At 73.5% G+C, this 20,173-nt stretch carries 13 protein-coding genes; 6 read left to right on the plus strand and 7 right to left on the minus strand.

What is annotated here, in order from left to right:
- Nucleotides 1-56: 56 nt before the first annotated feature.
- Nucleotides 57-1,529 carry a sugar transferase gene (locus tag ACGWYL_RS06545; RefSeq protein ID WP_395486725.1) on the minus strand — a complete coding sequence of 491 codons (1,473 nt, stop codon included), beginning with the start codon at nucleotides 1,527-1,529 and terminating at the stop codon, nucleotides 57-59.
- A 205-nt stretch (nucleotides 1,530-1,734) separates the two neighbouring features.
- On the opposite strand from ACGWYL_RS06545, the gene ACGWYL_RS06550 reads away from it, so the two are divergent.
- Both ACGWYL_RS06550 and ACGWYL_RS06555 read left to right on the plus strand, forming a co-directional pair.
- Nucleotides 1,735-2,325 carry an LPXTG cell wall anchor domain-containing protein gene (locus tag ACGWYL_RS06550; RefSeq protein WP_395486726.1) on the plus strand — a complete coding sequence of 197 codons (591 nt, stop codon included), beginning with the start codon at nucleotides 1,735-1,737 and terminating at the stop codon, nucleotides 2,323-2,325.
- 58 nt (nucleotides 2,326-2,383) lie between these two features.
- The gene (locus ACGWYL_RS06555) at nucleotides 2,384-4,171 is read left to right on the plus strand and encodes a DUF4012 domain-containing protein (protein WP_395486727.1); all 1,788 of its coding nucleotides are present in this window, start codon (nucleotides 2,384-2,386) and stop codon (nucleotides 4,169-4,171) included.
- Here ACGWYL_RS06555 and ACGWYL_RS06560 read toward each other — a convergent pair.
- Nucleotides 4,168-4,692, minus strand: coding sequence for a hypothetical protein (locus tag ACGWYL_RS06560; RefSeq protein WP_395486728.1), 525 nt, complete (start codon nucleotides 4,690-4,692; stop codon nucleotides 4,168-4,170). The two genes, ACGWYL_RS06555 and ACGWYL_RS06560, sit on opposite strands and share 4 nt — an antisense overlap.
- A gap of 44 nt (nucleotides 4,693-4,736) precedes the next feature.
- On the opposite strand from ACGWYL_RS06560, the gene ACGWYL_RS06565 reads away from it, so the two are divergent.
- Both ACGWYL_RS06565 and ACGWYL_RS06570 read left to right on the plus strand, forming a co-directional pair.
- Nucleotides 4,737-6,176, plus strand: coding sequence for a polysaccharide biosynthesis tyrosine autokinase (locus ACGWYL_RS06565; protein WP_179427148.1), 1,440 nt, complete (start codon nucleotides 4,737-4,739; stop codon nucleotides 6,174-6,176).
- A gap of 68 nt (nucleotides 6,177-6,244) precedes the next feature.
- On the plus strand, nucleotides 6,245-7,108 hold the full coding sequence (locus ACGWYL_RS06570; protein ID WP_395486729.1) for an aldose 1-epimerase family protein: 864 nt from the start codon (nucleotides 6,245-6,247) through the stop codon (nucleotides 7,106-7,108).
- Nucleotides 7,109-7,112: 4 nt separating this feature from the next.
- Here the strand turns inward: ACGWYL_RS06570 and ACGWYL_RS06575 are convergent, their stop codons facing one another.
- Both ACGWYL_RS06575 and ACGWYL_RS06580 read right to left on the minus strand, forming a co-directional pair.
- Nucleotides 7,113-8,576 carry an amino acid permease gene (locus ACGWYL_RS06575; RefSeq protein ID WP_395486730.1) on the minus strand — a complete coding sequence of 488 codons (1,464 nt, stop codon included), beginning with the start codon at nucleotides 8,574-8,576 and terminating at the stop codon, nucleotides 7,113-7,115.
- A 103-nt stretch (nucleotides 8,577-8,679) separates the two neighbouring features.
- Nucleotides 8,680-10,101, minus strand: a complete 1,422-nt coding sequence (locus tag ACGWYL_RS06580) for an FAD-binding oxidoreductase (protein ID WP_395486731.1) — start codon at nucleotides 10,099-10,101, stop codon at nucleotides 8,680-8,682.
- A gap of 148 nt (nucleotides 10,102-10,249) precedes the next feature.
- On the opposite strand from ACGWYL_RS06580, the gene ACGWYL_RS06585 reads away from it, so the two are divergent.
- Nucleotides 10,250-13,522 carry a BTAD domain-containing putative transcriptional regulator gene (locus ACGWYL_RS06585; RefSeq protein WP_395486732.1) on the plus strand — a complete coding sequence of 1,091 codons (3,273 nt, stop codon included), beginning with the start codon at nucleotides 10,250-10,252 and terminating at the stop codon, nucleotides 13,520-13,522.
- Nucleotides 13,523-13,526: 4 nt separating this feature from the next.
- Here the strand turns inward: ACGWYL_RS06585 and ACGWYL_RS06590 are convergent, their stop codons facing one another.
- The 3 genes from ACGWYL_RS06590 to ACGWYL_RS06600 all read right to left on the minus strand — a co-directional run bounded on the left by ACGWYL_RS06590 (nucleotide 13,527) and on the right by ACGWYL_RS06600 (nucleotide 19,057).
- Nucleotides 13,527-15,626 (minus strand): MMPL family transporter, encoded by a 2,100-nt coding sequence (locus ACGWYL_RS06590; protein WP_395486733.1) that lies wholly within the window; start codon nucleotides 15,624-15,626, stop codon nucleotides 13,527-13,529.
- A gap of 168 nt (nucleotides 15,627-15,794) precedes the next feature.
- Nucleotides 15,795-17,255, minus strand: a complete 1,461-nt coding sequence (locus tag ACGWYL_RS06595) for an SDR family oxidoreductase (RefSeq protein ID WP_395486734.1) — start codon at nucleotides 17,253-17,255, stop codon at nucleotides 15,795-15,797.
- Nucleotides 17,256-17,407: 152 nt separating this feature from the next.
- Nucleotides 17,408-19,057 carry a putative PEP-binding protein gene (locus ACGWYL_RS06600; protein ID WP_317628263.1) on the minus strand — a complete coding sequence of 550 codons (1,650 nt, stop codon included), beginning with the start codon at nucleotides 19,055-19,057 and terminating at the stop codon, nucleotides 17,408-17,410.
- 164 nt (nucleotides 19,058-19,221) lie between these two features.
- On the opposite strand from ACGWYL_RS06600, the gene ACGWYL_RS06605 reads away from it, so the two are divergent.
- Nucleotides 19,222-20,163 (plus strand): 1-phosphofructokinase family hexose kinase, encoded by a 942-nt coding sequence (locus ACGWYL_RS06605; RefSeq protein ID WP_395486735.1) that lies wholly within the window; start codon nucleotides 19,222-19,224, stop codon nucleotides 20,161-20,163.
- The last annotated feature ends 10 nt before the right edge of the window (nucleotides 20,164-20,173 follow it).

Below are 20,173 nucleotides of genomic sequence, written 5' to 3' on the forward strand. Positions count from 1 at the left end.
CCTCCTGCCCGCACGACGCCCCGGTCCGCTCGGACCGGGGCGTCGTCGTGGAGGGGTCAGACCGCGCCGTCCTTGGCCAGCACCGCGCGGACGGTGCGGGTGAGGATCTGCAGGTCGCCCATGAGGGTCCAGTTCTCGACGTAGTGCATGTCGAGCGCGATGGCCTCGTCCCACGAGAGGTTCGAGCGGCCCGAGACCTGCCACAGTCCGGTCATGCCGGGGCGCACGCGCAGGCGGCGCAGGGCGGCACGGTCGTAGAGGGCCACCTCGCCCTCGCGCTGGGGCCGCGGGCCCACGAGGCTCATGTCGCCGCGGATCACGTTGAGCAGCTGGGGCAGCTCGTCGATGGAGTAGCGACGGATGAAGCGCCCGACCCGGGTGATCCGGGGATCGTCCTCGACCTTGAACAGCGGCCGGTCGGCGGTGCCCTGCTCCTCGAGCAGCCGGGCCAGCTCGGCGTCGGCGCCCACCCGCATCGAGCGGAACTTGATCATGTGGAAGGGCGCGCCGTCGCGGCCCACGCGCTCCTGGCGGTAGAAGACGGGCCCGGGGCTCGACAGCCTGACCGCCAGCGCGGTCACCACGAAGAGCGGTGAGGTCGCGATCAGCAGTGCCGCCGCGCCGCACCAGTCGAAGACGAGCTTGGGCCAGTTGCCGGCCTCGGCGTACTGCGGCTCCTTCACGGCGACGAGTGGCATCCCCGCCACCTCGCGCATGCTGATGCGCGAGCCGGCCACGGCCAGCAGGTTGGGGGACAGCAGCATCTCGATGCCTGCGGCCTCGAGGTCCCACGTGAGGTCGCGGAGGCCGTGGTGCCCGAGCTCGTCGGTGGCCGACACGATCACCGCGTCGGCGCCGGACAGGTGGACGGCCGACTGCAGCGAGCGCGCCCGTCCCATGACCGGGATGAACTGCTGGCCCACGCGCAGCCACTGGCTCTCGGTGGCGTCGGCGGGTCGCCACACGCCGGTCACCCGCAGGCCCTCGGCGGGGTGCTGCGAGAACCAGCCGGCGATCTCGCGGGCGTTGTCGGGCAGTCCGACCACGAGGACGTTCTCGACGAAGCGGCCGCGCAGCACCTGGCGGCGGCGCCAGCGCCGCCACGCCCGCCGCGTGAGCAGCAGTCCCAGCAGGCCGCAGGGGAACGCGAGCGCGAGGTAGCCGCGCGAGAGGTTGAACTCGAGCAGCACGGCGACGATCGCGATGACGCCGAAGACGGTGACGGTGGCGTGCACGATGCGCTGGTACTCCGCGGCGGAGCCCATGACGTGGCGCTCCCGGGTGCCGGCGAGGCGCAGCGCGAGCCACCAGCCGAGCGCGAGGAGGATGCCGAACTTCGTGTAGCCCAGGCCGAACTGCGCGTCGATCTGGTCGGCCTCGCGACCGAGCCAGGCGTACTCGGAGGAGAAGATCACCACGAGCAGGACGAGCAGGTCGCTGACCGCCACGCGGCGGACGTACTGGCGGCGCGTCGCACTGAGTCCCTCGGGCCGCAGGAGGCGCTGGATCGCGTCCTCCGCGCGGGCCACGGGAGCGAGTCCGGAACGTCGCCGGAAAGTCACTCCCGTCACACCAGAACCATCAGTCGTCATGTCGCGAAGCACCCCCTCGTCCCGATCCGAGGACGACTCCCCGGGTACACCTGCCAAGAAAACCATTCGACAGACCTGTAAGTAAACACTTACATTTGGTGTGCGTCACCATTCCGCTGGCCGCTTCGAGGGGAAACACGACATGGCTGCCCGACTGATTCGCCCACTCTCCTACCTGCTCGGCCTCGGGGCGCTCGCCCTGCTCGCCCTCGCCGGCCCCGCCTCCTCGGAGGGCTACGGCGATCCCGTGATCGTGCCCGACGGAGGTGACTCCACGGTCGAGGTCGTCCCCGGCGAGGACTTCACCGTGTCGTTCTCCTCCAACGTCGAGTGCGCCTGGTCGGCCCGCTTCAACGGCACGACGGCCCCCGGCTCGGTCGACTTCGACTACTCCGCCACCTTCGCGGCGCCCACCGATCCCGGCACGTACACCGGCCGGGTCGTGTGCCGCTACTCCACGGAGGGCCCGTTCCGACCGGTCTCCTACAGCGAGGACGCCACGTGGGCCGCCACGCGCGACCAGACCACGAGGCAGACCTTCACGGTCGTCGTGGCGGGCGATGCCGCCGACGCGGGCGACGACTCGGCCGACGAGACCTCGGCCAGCGCCGACAACGGCGCCCTGGCCGACACCGGTGGCTCGAACTGGCAGCTGCTCGCGCTCGGTGGCGCCCTGGTCGTGATCGGCGGCGGCGTCGCCGTCGTCGCGGCCCGACGCCGCACGTCCGCCTGACCGCGGTGAGAGGGACGGCGGGCCGGACGCGACGGCGCGCCGACCTCGCGGTGCGGCCATGAGGCGCACCTCGCGGAGGTCGGCCGTCGTCTGGCTGTCCGTCGGCTTCGGCCTGGCGGTCGCCGGACTCGCGGTGGTGCCGCTGGCCCTGGAGGCCAAGGACGTGGCGTCGAGCCTGCTGCGCGCCCAGGACCAGGCGGTCGCCCTCAAGGACCAGATGGCCTCCGGCGAGGCCGAGGCGGCCGCAGCGACCCTCGAGCGGCTGCAGGCCAGCGCGTCGCACGCGCACCGTACGAGCAGCGGCGGCCTGTGGGACGCGGCGGCGAAGGTGCCGTGGCTGGGCCGCAACGTCGAGGCGGTGCAGGTCACGTCTGCCTCGATCGACGACATCGCCACGCGTGGCCTGCCGCCGCTCGTGGAGGCCGGGTCGACCCTGTCCGTGCAGAGCTTCAAGCCGCGCGACGGCCAGGTCGACGTGAAGGCGCTGGCCGCCCTCGCTCCTGCCGTCACCGAGGCGAGCCGGGTGCTGGCCGAGAACGCCGGCGACATCCGCGCGATCGACGCCGAGAGCCTGCTGGGCCCGCTCGTCCGGCCGGTGCTCGACCTCCAGCGCCAGGTCGACGACGCCGACCGTGCCGCCGACGCGGCCGGCCGCGTCATGCGCCTGGCGCCCGCCGCGCTGGGCGCCACCGGGGAGCAGCACCTGCTGCTGGTGTTCCAGACCAACGCCGAGATCCGCTCGACCGGTGGCCTCGCGGGCGTCTTCGTCCTGCTCACCACGAAGGACGGCAGGATCACCCTGTCGGCGCAGGCGGCCTCGGGCGAGCTCAACCTCGCGGCCGACGGCACCCGGCAGACCGACGCGCGGCTGACCCGCGAGGAGCGCGCGGCGTTCGGCACGATCATGGGGCACGACGTGCGCTCGACGAACATCTCGCCCGACTTCCCGCGCGTGGCCCGGATCTGGGCCGACCGCGCCGAGCGGGCCTTCGGCGAGGACGTCGACGGTGTCGTCAGCCTCGACGCCGTGGCGATGTCCTACGTCCTGCGGGGCGTCGGCACGGTCAAGGTCGAGGGTGGACCCTCCCTCACGGCCGACAACGCCGTCCAGCGCCTGCTGCACGGCGTCTACGTCGACTTCGAGGACCCGTCCGCGCAGGACGCCTACTTCGAGTCCGCCACCGGACGCACCTTCGAGGCCGTCATGAACGGGCGCGGCGACTGGACGCGCATCGTCTCGGCCCTGTCCGAGGCCGCCTCCGAGCGTCGTCTGCAGGTGTGGTTCCGCGAGGACGACAGCCAGCAGGTCATCGCCGACACCGCCGTGGCCGGCCGGGTCGCGCAGGACGACGACACGCCGCACATCGGCCTCTACGTCACCGACGCGGCGCAGTCGAAGATGCAGTGGTTCCTGCGCTACGACACTCGCGCGAAGGCCACCACGTGCCGCGCCGACCGCAGCCAGGTCGTGCTGGTCACCACGTCGTTCCGCAACCAGTTCAGCGGCGATCCCGAGAAGTCGCCCTGGTACGTCACCGGGCGCGGCACCCGCACCGCCAAGGGCAACCAGCTGCTGACGTACCGGCTCCTCGCGCCGCGTGGCGGCCGGGTCGTGGGCTTCACGATCGACGGGCAGGAGCGTCCGCTGGCCTCGAGCGACGTCACGTACGAGGGTCGCGCGGTCCAGTACGGCACCCTCACGATCCCGCCGGGCGACGAGATCTCGGTGACCTGGCGCGTGCAGACCGCAGCGGGCGCCGACGGCGACGCCCGCTACTTCGAGACGCCGGGGATCGACACCTCGAGCAACGACGTCAGGGTGCCGAGCGCATGTCGCCGGTCCTAGGAACGGACGCGCTGGAGCGCGGACGCGATCGACGCCACCGCGGCCTCGATCCGCGTGGCGACCTCGGCGTGCACCTGCTCGGAGCGGCCGATCGGGTCGACGAGGTCCACGTCGACGGGGCCCTGCGACCGGCGTGCGGCGGCGTCCGCCACGAGCTCGGCGACGCTGTCGGCCTCCGCGTCCTCGACCAGTCCCGCCAGCTCGAGCGCCGTGAAGGTGCGGCGCAGCGCCCGCGGGTCGAGGTCGAGCACCTCGGCGCGGTGCGCCCGCGTGGCGGTCAGCACGAGGTCGGACTCCGTGACGAGCTCACGCGTGAGCTGCCGCGCGGCGTGCTGCGGCACGTCGAGGCCGCGGCGGCGCAGCTGATCGGCCGAGTCGGGGTCGATCGGACGACCCACGGGCGCGCGCACCCCGGCGCTCGTCACCTCGAAGCCGGGCCCGAGCGGCTGGCCCAGCATCGCCTCGATCACCGGCGAGCGGCACACGTTCGCCGTGCACACGACCAGGATCCGGGGGCTCACGCGCAGGAGCCTACTGCCGATCGTCTTCCCACTCGGAGGCCCACATGGAGTTGAAGGACTACCTGCGCATCGCGCGGGAGCGGTGGCTGCTGATCACCGTCGTGGCCGTCCTGACGGTCGCGGCGGCAGGCTTCTACACGGTCTCGGTGACGCCGCAGTACCAGTCGACGGCGCGCCTGTTCGTCAAGACGCCCCAGAGCGCCGACGGCGGCGAGCTGCAGCAGGGCGGTCAGTTCAGCCAGCAGCGCGTGAAGTCGTACGCGACCCTCATCAAGGGCGAGGAGGTCGCCAGCCGCGTCGTCGAGAAGCTCGGCCTGGACGAGACGCCGCAGGACCTCATGGAGCGGATCGACACGAGCATCGAGCTCGACACGGTCGTGCTGTCGGTCTCGGTCACGGACCCGTCGCCCGAGCGCGCCCAGGAGCTGACCCAGACGGTCGCGGAGGCGTTCGCCGGCTACGTCCGCGAGCTGGAGACGCCCGACGGTCAGCAGGAGGCTCCCGTCAAGGCCTCGATCGTCGACCGGGCCACGGTGTCGGGCTCGCCCGTGTCGCCGCAGCCCGCGCGCAACCTCGGCATCGCGCTGCTGCTGGGCCTGCTGCTCGGGTACGGCCTCGCCGTCCTGCGCGAGCTGATGGACAACCGCATCACGTCGCAGGAGGACATCACCGCCGTGTCGGGTCGCGAGGTGCCGGTCCTCGGCGACATCCACTTCGAGCGCGACGCCGTGAAGCAGCCGCTCGTGCGCGGACGGTCGGGACACGATCCGCGCGTCGAGGCGTTCCGCGTGCTGCGGACGAACCTGCAGTTCATCGACGCCGGCGCCGCCAACCGGTGCTACGTCGTCACCAGCGCCGTGCCGTCGGAGGGCAAGTCGACCACGGCGGCCAACCTCGCCCAGGTCATCGCCGACAACGGCCAGCGCGTGCTGCTGGTCGAGGCCGACCTGCGCCGCCCGAAGCTCGCCGAGTACCTCAAGCTGGAGGGCAGCGTCGGCGTCACGACGATCCTGCTCGGCCGCGTCGAGCCCGAGGACGCGATCCAGAAGGTCGGCGGCACGCTCGACCTGCTCCCCTCGGGACGGATCCCCCCGAATCCCGCCGAGCTGCTCGGCTCGGCCGCGATGCTGAAGCTGCTCGACCGGCTGCGGCTGGACTACGACGTGGTCCTCGTCGACGCGCCGCCGCTGCTGCCCGTCACCGACGCGGCGCCGCTCGCCGCCGCCACCGACGGCGCGATCATGGTGATCAGGCACGGCTCGACGACGACCGATCAGTACGCCTCCGCCCTGGACCGGCTCGCCAGCGTGGACGCCCGGCTGTGCGGTGCGGTGGTGACGATGTCGCCGAAGCCGCGCAAGCGCCGGCGGGGCTACGGATACGGATACGGCTATGGCTACGGGTACGGCTACGAGCCCGAGACCGCCCGGCGCGCGCGCAGGCGGTCGCTGCTGGGGGACCGCGCCTCCCGCACGGACCGATGATGTGACGTTCGCGATGTCATCCGCGTTCGGCATGCGCGAGGAGGGGTCGGGTGTCTACCGTCGGTGACATGGCCTCCCTCGTCCTGCGCGACCGCGAGATCAGCGTCGCCGTCGCGCTCCACGGGGCGGAGCCCGTCTCGATCCGCGACGAGGACGACCACGAGTACCTGTGGTCGGGCGAGGATCCGTGGCGGCGCCACGCCCCCGTGCTGTTCCCCGTGATCTGCCGGGTGCCGGACGACCGTGTCCGCGTGGGCGACCGCACCTACCCGATGCCGCAGCACGGCTTCGCCCGCGACCGCGAGTGGTCGGTCGTCGACAGCGGCCACGACCGGGCCTCGCTCGTGCTCGTCGCCGACGACGAGACCCGCGAGCACTACCCGTACGACTTCGCCCTCGCGGTGACCTACGTGGTCGAGGGGCGCAGCCTCTCGGTGCACTACACGGTCGAGAACCGGGGCGACGTGCCGATGCCGTTCGACCTCGGCTCGCACCCCGCGTTCGTGTGGCCGCTCGAGGACGACCAGCCGCGGTCGATGCATCAGGTGCGGTTCGACGAGCCCGAGACCGCGCCCGCGCGCCGCGTCGTGGACAACCTGCTCACCGACGAGCGCTTCGACAACCCCGCGTGGGACCGCGTCGTCACGCTCAACGACTCGTGGTTCACCGAGGGCGCCGTGATCCTGCCCGAGGTCGCCAGCCGCGGCCTCGTCTACTCCTCGGGCGCCGGCCGCCAGGTCCGCCTCACCTGGACGGGCTTCACCGGCATCACGCTGTGGTCGGTGCCGGGCGCCCGCTTCGTCTGCATCGAGCCGTGGCGCGGCCGTCCCGCCCCCGCCGACTACGTGGGCGAGCTCGCCGGCAAGCCGGGCGTCGCCGTCGTGGCCCCCGGCGGCCGCGAGGAGCTCTCCTACGCCATCGAGCTGCTCTGACCCCTCAGCGGGCGTCGTCCCTGGCGGTCTGCCCGAGCCGCGCGTGGCGGCGGCCGTACGCGGCGTAGATGACCACGCCGATCGCCATCCAGATCAGGAAGCGCTCCCACGTCAGCAGTGACAGGTTCAGCATCAGCCAGATGCACGTCAGGATCGACGCGCCCGCGACGAGCGGCGCGAAGGGCACCTTGAACGCGCGCTCCAGGTCCGGGCGGGTGCGACGCAGGATCAGCACGCCCGCCGAGACCAGGGCGAACGCGAACAGCGTGCCGATGCTGACCAGGTGGCTCAGCTCGGCCAGGGGCACGAAGCCCGCGAGGATCGCGACGAACGCCGTGGTGATGATCGTGATCCGGTAGGGCGTCCCGAAGGTGGGGTGCACCTTCGCCAGTCCGCGTGGCAGCAGCCCGTCGCGGCACATCGCGAAGAGGATGCGCGACTGGCCCAGCAGCAGCACGAGGATCGTCGTGGTCATGCCGGCGACGGCGCCCAGCGAGATGAGGTTGGCGGCCCAGTCGATGCCGTTGGCCGAGAACGCCTCGGCCAGTGGAGCGCCGGTGTTCATGCGGTCGTCGGTGTAGGGCAGCATCCCGGTGATCACGAACGAGACGGCCATGTAGAGCACGGTGCAGATCAGCAGCGAGCCGAGGATGCCGCGCGGCACGTCGCGCTGCGGGTTCTTGGTCTCCTCGGCGGTCGTGGCCACCACGTCGAAGCCGATGTAGCTGAAGAAGACCACCGACGCGGCGGCGATGATGCCCATGACGCCGAACGCGGTGGGCGCCATGCCGAAGACCGCCTGGATGAGCGGCTGGTCGGCGCCCTTCTCCAGCTCCTGCTTCTGCGCCTCGGGGATGAACGGCGTGTAGTTCGCGGCCTTGATGAAGAACAGTCCCGCGACCACGACGAACAGCACGACCGAGACCTTGATGAGCACGAAGACGCTCGTGACCGAGCTGGACAGCTTGGTGCCCGCGATGACGAGGAACGACAGGAGCACGACGATGCCGATGGCGGCGACGTCGACCACGGCCTCGTCGCCGGCGATCTGCGTGGGCAGCTCGAGCAGCTCCTGCAGGTAGCCCGACCAGCCGCGCGCCACGACGGCAGCGCCGAGGGCCAGCTCCAGCAGCAGGTCCCAGCCGATGATCCACGCGATGAACTCGCCGAGGGTGGCGTAGCTGAACGTGTACGCGCTGCCCGCCACGGGGACGGTCGCCGCGAACTCGGCGTAGCAGAGGGCGGCGAGGGCGCACACCGCTCCCGCGATGAGGAAGCTGATGACGATCGCGGGACCCGCGTGGTTATGGGCCTCCTGGCCGGTCAGCACGAAGATGCCGGTGCCGATGATGACGCCGACGCCGAAGACCATGAGGTCCTTGGCGCTGAGGTCCCGGCGGAGCTGGTGCTCCGGCTCGTCGGTCTCCGCGATCGACTGCTCGATGCTCTTCGTCCGGAACAGGCTCATGGCCCTGACTCTGGACCCGCGCGGGCTGCCCGGCAAGTGGGGCCTCGACGAACGAGCCCGCCGAGACCGCGGGGGTCTCGGCGGGCTCGGCCCGGGGGACGGCTCAGCGGGTCGGTACGCCGTCCTCGTAGAGGCGCGGGATCGCGTGGTTCGCGACGAACACGCCCTCGGGGTCGACCGCCGAGCGGATCGCGGCCAGCCGGAGCCACGCGTCGTCGGCGTAGCCCGTGCGGGCGTCGGTCGGCTCCTCGGCGAAGTTGAGGTACGACCGTCCGTTCGTCCACGGCCCGAGGGCCGCCACCGCCTGCTCGCCGAGCGCGGCCACCATCGCGGCCAGCTCGGGCGTGGGCGCGATGCCGCCGCAGATGAAGGCGAACTCGCCCTCGAGGTGCGTCAGCACGCCGCCGCCCTCGTGAGGACGTCCCACGGCACCGCCGAGCTGGCGCAGCTCGGCCACCATGAGCGGCGTCTCGACGCCGGGGCCGAAGAGCGCCAGGAACGCGTCGGCCCCTGCGTCGTCGAGCTCACGCAGCATCGTCGAGCGCATGACGCCCGGAGCGGGCTCCTCCGGGTCCATGTGCAGGTGCACGAGGGTCTCGGTGGGCACCCGGCCGAACGTGTCGAGCTCGGGCTCCAGCGCCCGCAGGGGCGCGAGGACGTCGGCGGCGCGCTCGTCATCGGCCATGACGGCGCCGTCGATCACGACGATCGTGCGGCCGCGGACGAAGTCGGGCATCTCGGGGATCGGGGGGATCCTCATGATGCGGAACGACGTCGTCACCTCGTCGGGGGCCACGGGGGCCCAGGCACGCCACATGTCCAGCACGCGCGGCGCCATCTCGACGTCCCACATCATCATCCCGGCGTACGCGGTGCTGAAGTCGTACGCGCGGAACTCCAGTGCCGTGACGATGCCGAAGTTGCCGCCGCCGCCGCGGACGGCCCAGAACAGCTCGGTGTTCGTCTGCTCGTCGGCGCGCACGAGGTCGCCGTTCGCCAGCACGATCTCGACGGCCGTGAGGCTGTTCGTCGCCAGGCCCAGCCGGCGGGCGTACCAGCCCATGCCGCCGCCGAGGCTGTAGCCGGCGATGCCGACGTCGACGGACGAGCCGTGCAGGACGGTGAGGCCGTGCTCGGCGGCCGCCTTCACGGCCGGCAGCCAGACGGTGCCGCCGCCGACGCGGACGAGGCGTCGCTCGGGATCGACGCTCACGTCGCACAGCTCGCTCGTGCGGACGATGACGACGTCGTCGAGGCCACCGGCCACGAGGGGCCCGGCGTTGTGGCCCGTGCTCTGCGGCGCGACCCGCAGGCCGGCGGCGTGGGCGGCGCGGACGATCCGGGCGACCTCGTCGGCGTCGCGAGGGAGGGCGACGGCGGCGGGACGCTGGTCGACGGCGAGGTTCCAGGCGATTCGTGCCGCGTCGTACCCGGGGTCGCCGGGCAGGTGGACGGCTCCGCCGATCAGCCCGCGCAGGCGGTCGGCCGGGCGCTCGAGCTGGTCGAGGGTCTCGTGGATGGACACGGTGGTGCTCCTTGGTTCTGTCGGTGTTTCCGGTCCCCGAGAGCATCGGCCGGACCGCTTGATACCGACTGGGACCTGACTTGGAGTCGCCCGCACCGCTTGCGCCGAACATCTGTCCGGGGCCCCGGCGCGTCCCTATGCTGCGACTGTGGAGCTGAGGGTGCTGGGGCCCGTGGCGGTCTCGGCGGAGGGTGTCGAGCTCGATCTCGGCACGCCCAAGCAGCGCACCCTCGTCGCCGCCCTCGCGCTGTCCGGCGGCCGGCCCGTCGGCGTCGACACGATCGTCGACCTGCTGTGGGGCGACGCCCCGCCACCCGGCGTCGTGACGACGCTGCAGGCCTACGTCTCGGGGTTGCGCAAGGTGCTCGAGCCGGGCCGCGCCCGACGGGCGCCCGCGGAGGTGCTCGTCACGGTCGGCGCCGGCTACGCCCTGCGCGTGCCGGCCGAGGACATCGACGCGCACGCCTTCGAGCTGGCGGTCGCCGACGGCCACCGCCGGCTGGAGGCGCCCAGCCCGACCCGGGCCGAGCTCGAGTCGGTCGACGCGCTGATCGGCGCCGCGTTGGCGCGCTGGCGCGGCACGCCCTACGCGGAGCTCGGCGACGCCCCCGCGGCGGTGGCCGAGCGGGCCCGGCTGGAGGAGCTGCGGGTCGTCGCGCTCGAGGACCGTGCGGTCGCGGCACTCGCCCTCGGTCGTCACGCGACGGCCGCCGCCGAGCTCGAGGCGCTGACCGCGGCCCACCCGCTGCGGGAGCGGCTCTGGGGGCTGCGCGCCCTCGCGCTCGCGCGGTCCGGACGGCAGGCGGAGGCGCTGGAGGTGATCCGGCGCGTCCGCGAGGTGCTCGACGACGAGCTCGGGATCGAGCCGGGTCCCGAGCTGCGCCGCCTGCAGACCGCGCTGCTGCGTCAGGACGCCGAGCTGGACTGGACCCCGCCCCCCGAGGACCCGGTCGAGACCGCGGTGGCCGTCGCGACGCCGTGGCCGATGGTGGGTCGCGACCAGCAGCTCGCCGCGCTCGCCCGCGGACTCGACGCGGCGCTCGCCGGGACCACCTCGTTCGCCGCCGTGACGGGGGAGCCGGGCATCGGGAAGAGCCGGCTCGCCGCCGAGCTGGGACGGCGGGCGGTCGCCGCGGGCGCGCGGGTCGCCGTGGGCCGGTGCTCCAGCGACGAGGGCGCGCCGCCGCTGTGGCCGTGGCGCTCGGTCCTGGAGTCCCTCGGGCTCGACTTCCCCGACGTGACCGACGCGGCCGACGGCTTCCGGGTGCGCGAGGCGATCCTCGCCGCGCTGCGCTCGCAGGCACGGGAGGAGCCTGTCGTCGTGGTCCTCGAGGACCTGCACTGGGCCGATCCGGCGAGTCTGCGCGGCCTCTTGCTGCTGGCCGAGTCCGTCACCGACGCCCGCCTGCTGGTTCTGGCGACGTGGCGCGACCACCCCGAGCCCGCGGGGCTGCTGGCCGACGCGGCCGAGGCGCTGGCCCGTCGGCACGCGCTCCGCCTGCACCTCACGGGGCTCGGTCCGGACGAGGTCGCGGAGGTCGTCGGAGGGGTCACCGAGGCGGCGCCGTCGCCCGCCGAGGCGGCGGCCCTGCACGAGCGCACGGACGGCAACCCGTTCTTCCTCGTCGAGTACGCCCGGCTGGCGGGCGAGCGCGGCGACCTCGCCACCCTGCTGGCCGAGGACGACACGCCCCGCGCCGTGCACGACGTGCTGGCGCGGCGCCTCGCGCGGCTGCCCGAGGAGACCCGCGCCGCGCTGGCGACGGCGGCCGTGGTGGGTCGCCAGTTCGACGGTCCGACGCTGGCGGCCGTCCTCGGCACGGACGAGGACGGCGCGCTCGACCTGCTGGAGCCGGCGGTCGGGGCGGGCCTCGTCGTCGAGGAGGGCATCGACCGGTACGCGTTCGCCCACGCGCTCGTGCGCGACAGCCTCTACGCGGGACTCTCCGCCTCCCGGCGGGCCCGCCGGCACGCGGCGGTGGCGGCGGCGATCGCCGACACCGACCGGGCGTCGGAGGAGGCGCGCCACTGGCTGGCGGCGGGCCCGGCCCACGCGGCCACGGCGTGGCGCGCGGCGGAGCGCGCGGCCGAGGACGCCCGCGCGCTGCACGCCCACGAGGACCGGGCCGAGCTGCTGACCGCGGCCCTCGAGGCGATGTCCGACGACCCCGCCGCCACCGCCCGCGACCGCTTCGACGCGCGGATGGAGCTGGCCGACGCGCATCGCTGGTCGGCGCGCTGGACCGAGCTGGCCGCCGGCGTCGCGGCCGCCATCGGCGAGGCCCGGACGATCGGCGACCCCGAGCTGCTCGCCGCGGCCGCCCTCGCCACCACGCAGGGCGCGCTGTGGCAGGCCACCAACCACGGCGAGGTCAACGACGTCGTGGTCACGGCGCTGCGGGACGCCCTCGACGACCTGCCGCCCGAGCCGTCGGCGCTGCGCTGCCGCGCGCTGGTCGCCCTGGCCAGCGAGCAGTACTACACCTCGCCCTTCGACGAGCGCGCCGAGCTGGTTGCGAAGGCGCGCGCGATGGCCGAGGAGCTCGGCGACCCCGGCCTGATGGTCGACGTCGCACAGGTCGGCGTGGCCGCGCTGTGGAAGGCCGACACGGCCGTCGAGCGGGCCGAGTGGGCGCACGAGTCCGTGCGCCTGGCCCGTGAGCTGGGCCGCGACCGCGACGTGGTGATCTCGGCGACGCTGCAGGCCGTCGCGCTGGGCGAGGCCGGGCGCCCGCTGGAGATGCGCGAGGTCATCGCCCGGGCGCGCGCCGAGGCCGACCGCCTGCGGCTCGCGTACGCGCAGCTCGTCCTCGACGGCCTCGAGATCCCGTGGCTCGCGATGGCCGGCCGCTTCGAGGAGTGCGCGGCGATGCTCGACCGGATGCGCCGCGTCGAGCGCACCGTGACGCTGCCGCAGTCCGACGTCGCGATCCTCGGCGCCGAGCTCGTGCTGACCGTGTGGAGCGGCCACGCGGGCGAGGTCGTCGACGTGCTCGTCGCGATGGAGGAGACCGACCCGCTGCCGCTGACGTCGGTCACCGCCGCGCTGCTGTGCCGCGCCGGCCGGGTCGACGACGCCCGTGAGCACCTGCGCCGGTACGCCGTGGACCTCGACCACGACGACTGGTTCTCGATGCTGGCGTGGTGCAACGCGGCCGAGGCGGCGATGTACGTCGGCGACCGCGTGCTGGCAGCCGCGGCGCTGGAGCGGATCGCGCCCTTCCTCGGCTCCAGCTGCTCGGCCGGGTCGGGCAACGCCTCGGGGCCGGTCGACCACTACGTCGCCTGTGCCCACGCGGCCCTCGGCGACCTCGACGCAGCGAGGGAACACGCCGACCGCGCCGAGGAGCTGTGCGAGCAGTGGGAGATCCCGCTGGCCGCGCAGCGACTGCGCGACCAGCGGGACCAGTTCGGCTTCTAGCCGTTCAGCGGGTGGGCTCGAGCGCGCGCTCGTCGCCCTCGACGTCGACCTGCGGCAGGGCCCGGTCCAGCCAGCCCGGCAGCCACCAGTTCCACTTCCCGAGCAGCGTCATCGTGGCGGGGACCAGGATCATCCGCACGATCGTCGCGTCGAGGAACACGGCGGTCGCCATGCCCAGCCCCAGCATCTTGACCACGAGGTCGCCCTCGGTCGCGAAGCCGAGGAACACGACCACCATGATCGCCGCGGCCGCGGTGATGACCTTGCCCGAGGCGGACAGGCCGTGCACCACGCTGCCGGTGGCGTCGCCCGTGTCGAGCCACTTCTCGCGGATGCGGCTCAGCAGGAACACCTCGTAGTCCATCGAGAGGCCGAACAGGATCGCGAAGATCAGGATCGGCACCCAGCTGGACACGGGCGCGGCGTGATCGATGCCGAGCAGACTCGCGCCCCAGCCCCACTGGAACACCGCGGTCATGACGCCGTAGGCGGCACCGATCGACAGCAGGTTCATGACGGCCGCCTTCAGCGGGATCACGATCGAGCGGAACACGAGCATCAGCAGCAGCACCGAGACCGCCACGACGAACGCGATGACCACCCACAGGCGGTGCGACAGCATCTCGGCGATGTCGGCGAACAGCGGCGTCTGGCCGGTGACCTCGACGCCCGCCGGCAGGTCGGCGCGCAGCTCCTCGACGAGCCCGGAGGTGCGCTCGTCGGCGGGTCCGAACGCCGGCTCGGCCGTCAGCACGCTGACCGCTCCGTCGGGCGAGGTCGTCGCGGGCGAGACGGCGACCAGGTCGTCGTTGGACGCGAGGGCGGCACGGACGTCGGCCACCTCGCCTGCGGGCACCTTCGCGTGGTCGACGACGACCGTGATCGGGCCGGTGGCGCCGGGCCCGAACGCGTTGGACGTGAGGTCGTACGCGCGCCGGGTGGTGGCCTCGGTCGTCTGGTTGCCGTCGTCCTGCGGCCACGTGCGCATGTCGAGCACCGGAGCCGCGAGGGCGATCATGACCGTCGTGCCGGCGAGCGCCCACAGCAGCGGACGCCGCGTGACACGCTCGGCCCAGCGGGCGGTGAGCGGACGCTCGGTGCGCACCGCGCCGCGGCGCAGGCCGCGCGCCAGCACCTTGCGGCCGGCGAACCGGCACAGCACGGGCACCAGCGTCATCGCGGTGAGCATGACGGCCACGACGGAGATCGCGGTCGCCCAGCCGAACGTCGAGAACGTGGGCAGCCCCGCCAGGCCCAGGCCCAGCAGCGAGATCAGCACGGTGAGCGAGGCGAACACGACCGACTTGCCGGCGGTCGCGAGGCTGCGCCCGGCGGCCTCCTCGACGGGATGGCCCTGCGCGAGGAACTCGGCGTGCCGGCTCACCAGCAGCAGGGCGTAGTCGATGCCGACGCCCAGGCCGACCATCGTGGCCACCATCGGTGCCGACGTGGAGACGTCCATCGTGGCGGCCAGCAGGGTGACGCCGGCCGAGCCGACCGCGAGGCCGGACACCGCCACCAGCACGGGCAGGCCCGCGACGACGGCCGAGCCGAACGCGATCAGCAGGATCAGCAGGGCGGCGCCGACGCCGATGAGCTCGCCGTAGCCCTCGATCGGGGCGGAGGCGGTCGACGGCTGGTCGCCGCCGAGCTCGACCTGGTAGCCCGCGTCGCGCGTGGACTCGACGGCCTCGTCGAGCGGGTCGACGTCGCCCATGAGGTCGGGGTGCGTGACCTCGGTGTCGTAGGCGAGGTGCAGCACCGCGGTGCGGCCGTCCTCGCTGATCCGGGGCGGGCTCACGCTGGAGGCGTGCGCGACGTCCTGCAGGCGCTCGCCGAGCGAGGCCAGGATGCTCGCGGGGATCGCCGTGTCGTCGTGGACGACGATGTTCGCCGAGGCGTTGCCGGCGTCGGGGAGGTGGTCGCGCAGCAGGTCGATGCCGCGCTGGGACTCCGCGCCGGGCACGTTCCAGTCGTCCTGGGTGGTGCCCCCGAACGCGGAGCCGGCGGCGAACACGCAGGCGGCGACGATCAGCCAGCCGACCAGCGTGCGCCAGGGGTGCAGGGCCGTGGTGCGGCCGAAGCGGTACAAGAGGGAGGACATGTGTCTCGGTTCCTTCGGTGGGAGGGTCGTTCCGTGCCACCGACTGTCGGTCCGAGACCTTGCGCCCGACTTGGGGGTGACTTGGAGCCCTGTCGGGCACGCCATCCCATGACCCCGGCGCCGCGGTTCTGATACACCGCGGGTGCGAGGTCCTGCCCCCGGCTGCGCTCAGGCGCGCGCCTCGGCCGCCTTCGCCACGTTGCGCTGCATGCCGCCGAAGACGATGCCGTGGAACGGCCACACGGCCCACCAGTAGAGGTGTCCCAGCAGCCCGCGCGGGTGGAACAGCGCGCGCTGGTGGAACGAGGTGGTGCCCGCGTCGTCCGAGCCGACGCGCAGCTCGAGCCACGCCAGGCCCGGGACCTTCATCTCGGCGCGCAGCCGCAGGAACGAGCCCTCGTCCTCCTCCTCGACGCGCCAGAAGTCCACGGCGTCGCCGACGACGAGCTTGCTGTGGTCCCGTCGGCCGCGCCGGAGGCCGGGTCCGCCGAACGCCCGGTCGATGAGGCCGCGGACCTCCCACGCCAGCGGCCACGAGTACCAGCCGTGGTCGCCGCCGATGCCCTCGATGACGGCCCACAGGTCCTCGGGCGTCGCGGCGACCTCGCGCGTGCGCTCGTCGGTGTAGAGCGAGCCGCCCGCCCAGTCGGGGTCCTCGGGCAGCGGCTCCGACGGGGCGCCGCGCGTGGCGGCGGAGGTCCACCGCGTGGGCACGTCGAGGTCGCGGATCTTGGTGAGCGCCAGCTCGACCGCGCGCTCGAAGCCGGTGAGGCCGCCGGGCGGGCGCTCGACGTACCGCCAGATGTCGTCCTCCTGCGCGACCACGGTGTTGCGCAGGCTCTCGACGAGCGGGCGCGCGAGGTTCGCCGGCACGGGGGTGATGAGGCCGACCCAGTGGCTCGAGAGGCTCGGCGACAGGACCGGGACGCGCAGGATCCGTCGCCGCGGCAGCTCCGCGACCTTCGCGTAGCCCTGCATCATCTCGAGGTACGTCAGGACGTCGGGGCCGCCGATGTCGAAGCGGCGGTTCACGTCGGACGGCAGCTCCGCGCTGCCGACCAACAGGTGGAGGACGTCGCGGATCGCGATGGGCTGGGTGCGCGAGTCGACCCAGCGCGGCGTGACCATCGCGGGCAGCCGCTCGGTCAGGTAGCGCAGCATCTCGAAGGAGGCGGAGCCCGAGCCGATGATGATGCCCGCCTGGAGCACCGCCGTGGGCACGCCCGAGTCGAGCAGCACGCGGGCCACCTCGTCGCGCGACCTCAGGTGCTCGGACAGCTCCTCGTCCTGCGGCACCATGCCTGAGAGGTAGACGAACCGGCCGACCCCGGCCTCCTGCGCGGCCTCGGCGATCGTCGAGGCCATCTCGTGCTCGGTGCGCACGAGGTCGCCGGACGAGCCGATCGAGTGAAGCAGGTAGTAGAAGACGTCGACTCCCTCGCACGCGCGGCGGACGTCGTCCCGGCTGGTCGCGTCGCCGACGACGATCTCGACGTCCTCGGCCCACGGGTGCGCCCGCGCCTTGCGCTCGTCGCGCACCAGCACGCGGACCTCGTGGCCCGCCTCGAGCAGCTGCGGGACGAGCCGTCCCCCGACGTAGCCGGTGGACCCGGTGACCAGACAGCGCATGCCCACAGTCAACGGCCCACCGCGGCCCCTCGCGACTTTTGGCGGTTCGGGCGTGACAGTTTCCCCGGTTAACCGGGGAAACTGTCACTTCGCGAGGTTTGCGAACCTCGTGAAGTGACAGGAAACCTCGTGAAGTGGCCCGAGCGGACCGGTCAGGCGAGGATCTCGGCGGCGGCCTGGGCGGCGCGGCTGGCGTCGAAGGCGGCGAGGGCGGCCTCGGCGGCCTCCTCGCACTGCGCCAGCGTGACCTGCGCGAGCTTCGCGCCGACGGGGCGCACGGCGGTGGCCGCGCACGACAGCGAGGTCACGCCGAGGCCCGTCAGCACGCACGCGAGCAGCGGGTGCGCAGCGGCCTCGCCGCACACGCCCACCGGCTTGCCCGCCCGGCGGCCCGCGTCGGCGACGAGCTTGATCGAGGCCAGCAGGGCGGGCTGCCACGGGTCGGTGAGGTCGCTCAGCGTGGGCGCCATGCGGTCCGCCGCGAACGTGTACTGCGACAGGTCGTTCGTGCCGATCGAGACGAAGTCGAGGTGGCGGAACAGACGGTCGGCCAGCAGCACCGTGGACGGCGTCTCGATCATGATGCCGGCCTGGAGGCCGCGGGCGCGGACGCGCTCGGCGAACCACTGCGCCTCCGACTCGGTGGTGACCATCGGCGCCATGACGCGCACGTCGGCGCCGGTGCGCCCCGCGGCGGCGGCGATGCCGTCGAGCTGGCGGTCCAGCATCTCGGGGGTCGCCAGACCGATCCGCAGGCCGCGCACGCCGAGCGCCGGGTTGGGCTCGTCGGGCTGGTTCGCGAACGCGAGCGGCTTGTCCGAGCCGGCGTCGAGCGTGCGCACGATGACCTTCTTGTCGCCCATCGCCTCGAAGACCTCGGCGTAGATCGCGGCCTGCTCGTCGACGCTGGGCTCGGTGGCGCGGTCGAGGAACGACAGCTCGGTGCGGAACAGGCCGACGCCCTCGATCGGCTGCTCGGCGGCGACGCGCGCGCCGGCGCCGTCCTGCACGTTCGCGAGGATCTGCACGGCGTGTCCGTCGGAGGTGCGGCCCGGGCCGGTCCAGCCGGCGGCGGCCTCGCGCGTGCGGCGGTCGGCCTCGATCAGCTCGGCGACCTGCGCCTCGTCGGGGTCGACGGTGACGGTGCCGGTGGTGCCGTCGACGGCGACCCGGGCGCCCGCCTCGACGGCGGCCAGGTCGGTGACGGCGACGACGCAGGGGATGCCCAGCTGGCGCGCGATGATCGCGGTGTGGCTGGTCGAGCCGCCCAGCTCGGTGGCGATCGCGACGATCCGCGACGGGTCGAGGCCCGCGGTGTCGGCGGGGGCGAGGTCGTCGGCCAGCAGCACCGAGGGCTCGTCGGGCACGGGGATGCCGGGCTCGGGCAGCTCGAGCAGCTCGGCGACGATGCGGTCGCGGACGTCGTAGAGGTCGGTCACGCGCTCGGCCATGAGGCCGCCGGCCGCGGTGAACATCGCGGCGAGCTCCTCGATCGCGGCCGTCGTGGCGGTGGCGGGGCCGGCGCCCTGGGCCGCGTGCTTCGCGACGAAGGTGGCCAGTCCGCGGTCCTCGGCGAGGCCGGCGGTGGCGGCGAGCACCTCGGAGGCGGCGCCGCTGGCCGACTGCGACCGCGCGCGCAGGCGCCGTGCGACCTCGGCCGCGGCGGCTCCGAAGGCGACGGTGGTGACCGACGCGTCGGCGGAGTCCTCGTGCTCCGGAGCGGTCGGGCGGGGGGCCGGTCGGACGACCGGGCCGACGCCGATTCCTGGGACGACAGCGGTTCCGGAGTACACGGTGCTCACCTCTCGACGGTAACGCCCACGTGATCCAGGAGACACCGGGGTCTTGACAAGGTCCCACGATGTGACATAAATCAATACAAGACAACATTGAAAGCCACAAGAATCCACAGCGCACGCGAACCCCGGACGTGTGACGCTGGTTACCAGGACCGGAAGGAGCCGTCGTGATCGTCACCGTCACCGCGAATCCTGCGATCGACCGCCTCGTCGGCCTGCTCGAGCCGCTCGAGCGCGGCGGCGTCGTGCGCAGCGAGGCGGCCCACGACGATCCCGGCGGCAAGGGCATCAACGTCGCCCGCGTGCTGCACGCCGCCGGTGTGCCCGTCACCGCCGTCCTCCCGGCCGCCGCGGACGAGCCGCTGCTCTCCGCCCTCGACGGGCTCGGCCTCGACTACCGCGCCGTCCCCGTCGGCGGTCGCCTGCGCGTGAACCTCACCCTCGCCGAGCCCGAGGGCACCACGACCAAGGTCAACTCGCCCGGACCGCGCCTCGACGCGACCGAGCTGACGGCCCTGACCGACGCCCTCGTCGGCGCGGTCTCGGCCGGCGACTGGGCCGTGCTGAGCGGCTCGCTGCCGCCCGGCGTGCCCTTCGACTGGTACGCCACCACGACGCGCCGGCTCCAGGAGGCGGGCGCGCGCGTCGCCGTCGACACCTCGGGCGCCGCGCTCGGCCTCACCGTCGAGCAGTCCTCTCCCGACCTCATGAAGCCGAACTCCGACGAGCTGGCCGAGCTGCTCGACTGCGACCCCGACGAGATCGAGCGCGACCCGCGCCACGCCGCCGCCCGCGCCCACGAGCTGCGCGACAAGCACGGCGTCGGCGCCGTCCTGCTGACCCTCGGGGGAGCGGGCGCCGTCCTCGCGACCGACGAGGGCTCGTGGTTCTGCCCACCCGCCCCGATCTCGGTGCGCAGCACCGTGGGCGCGGGCGACTCCTCGCTCGCCGGCTACCTCGTCGCGCACGCCGCCGGCGCCTCGCCCGCCGAGTGCCTGGCCAGCGCCGCCGTCCACGGTGCCGCCGCCGCGGCCCTGCCCGGATCGGCGCTGCCGACCCCCACCGACCTACCCGCAGCACCCCACGTCGAAGCCGTGGATCCCGCCTGATGGAGGACAA

The organism is Aeromicrobium sp. JJY06 (genome assembly GCF_044069275.1).
Lineage (GTDB): Bacteria > Actinomycetota > Actinomycetes > Propionibacteriales > Nocardioidaceae > Aeromicrobium > Aeromicrobium tamlense.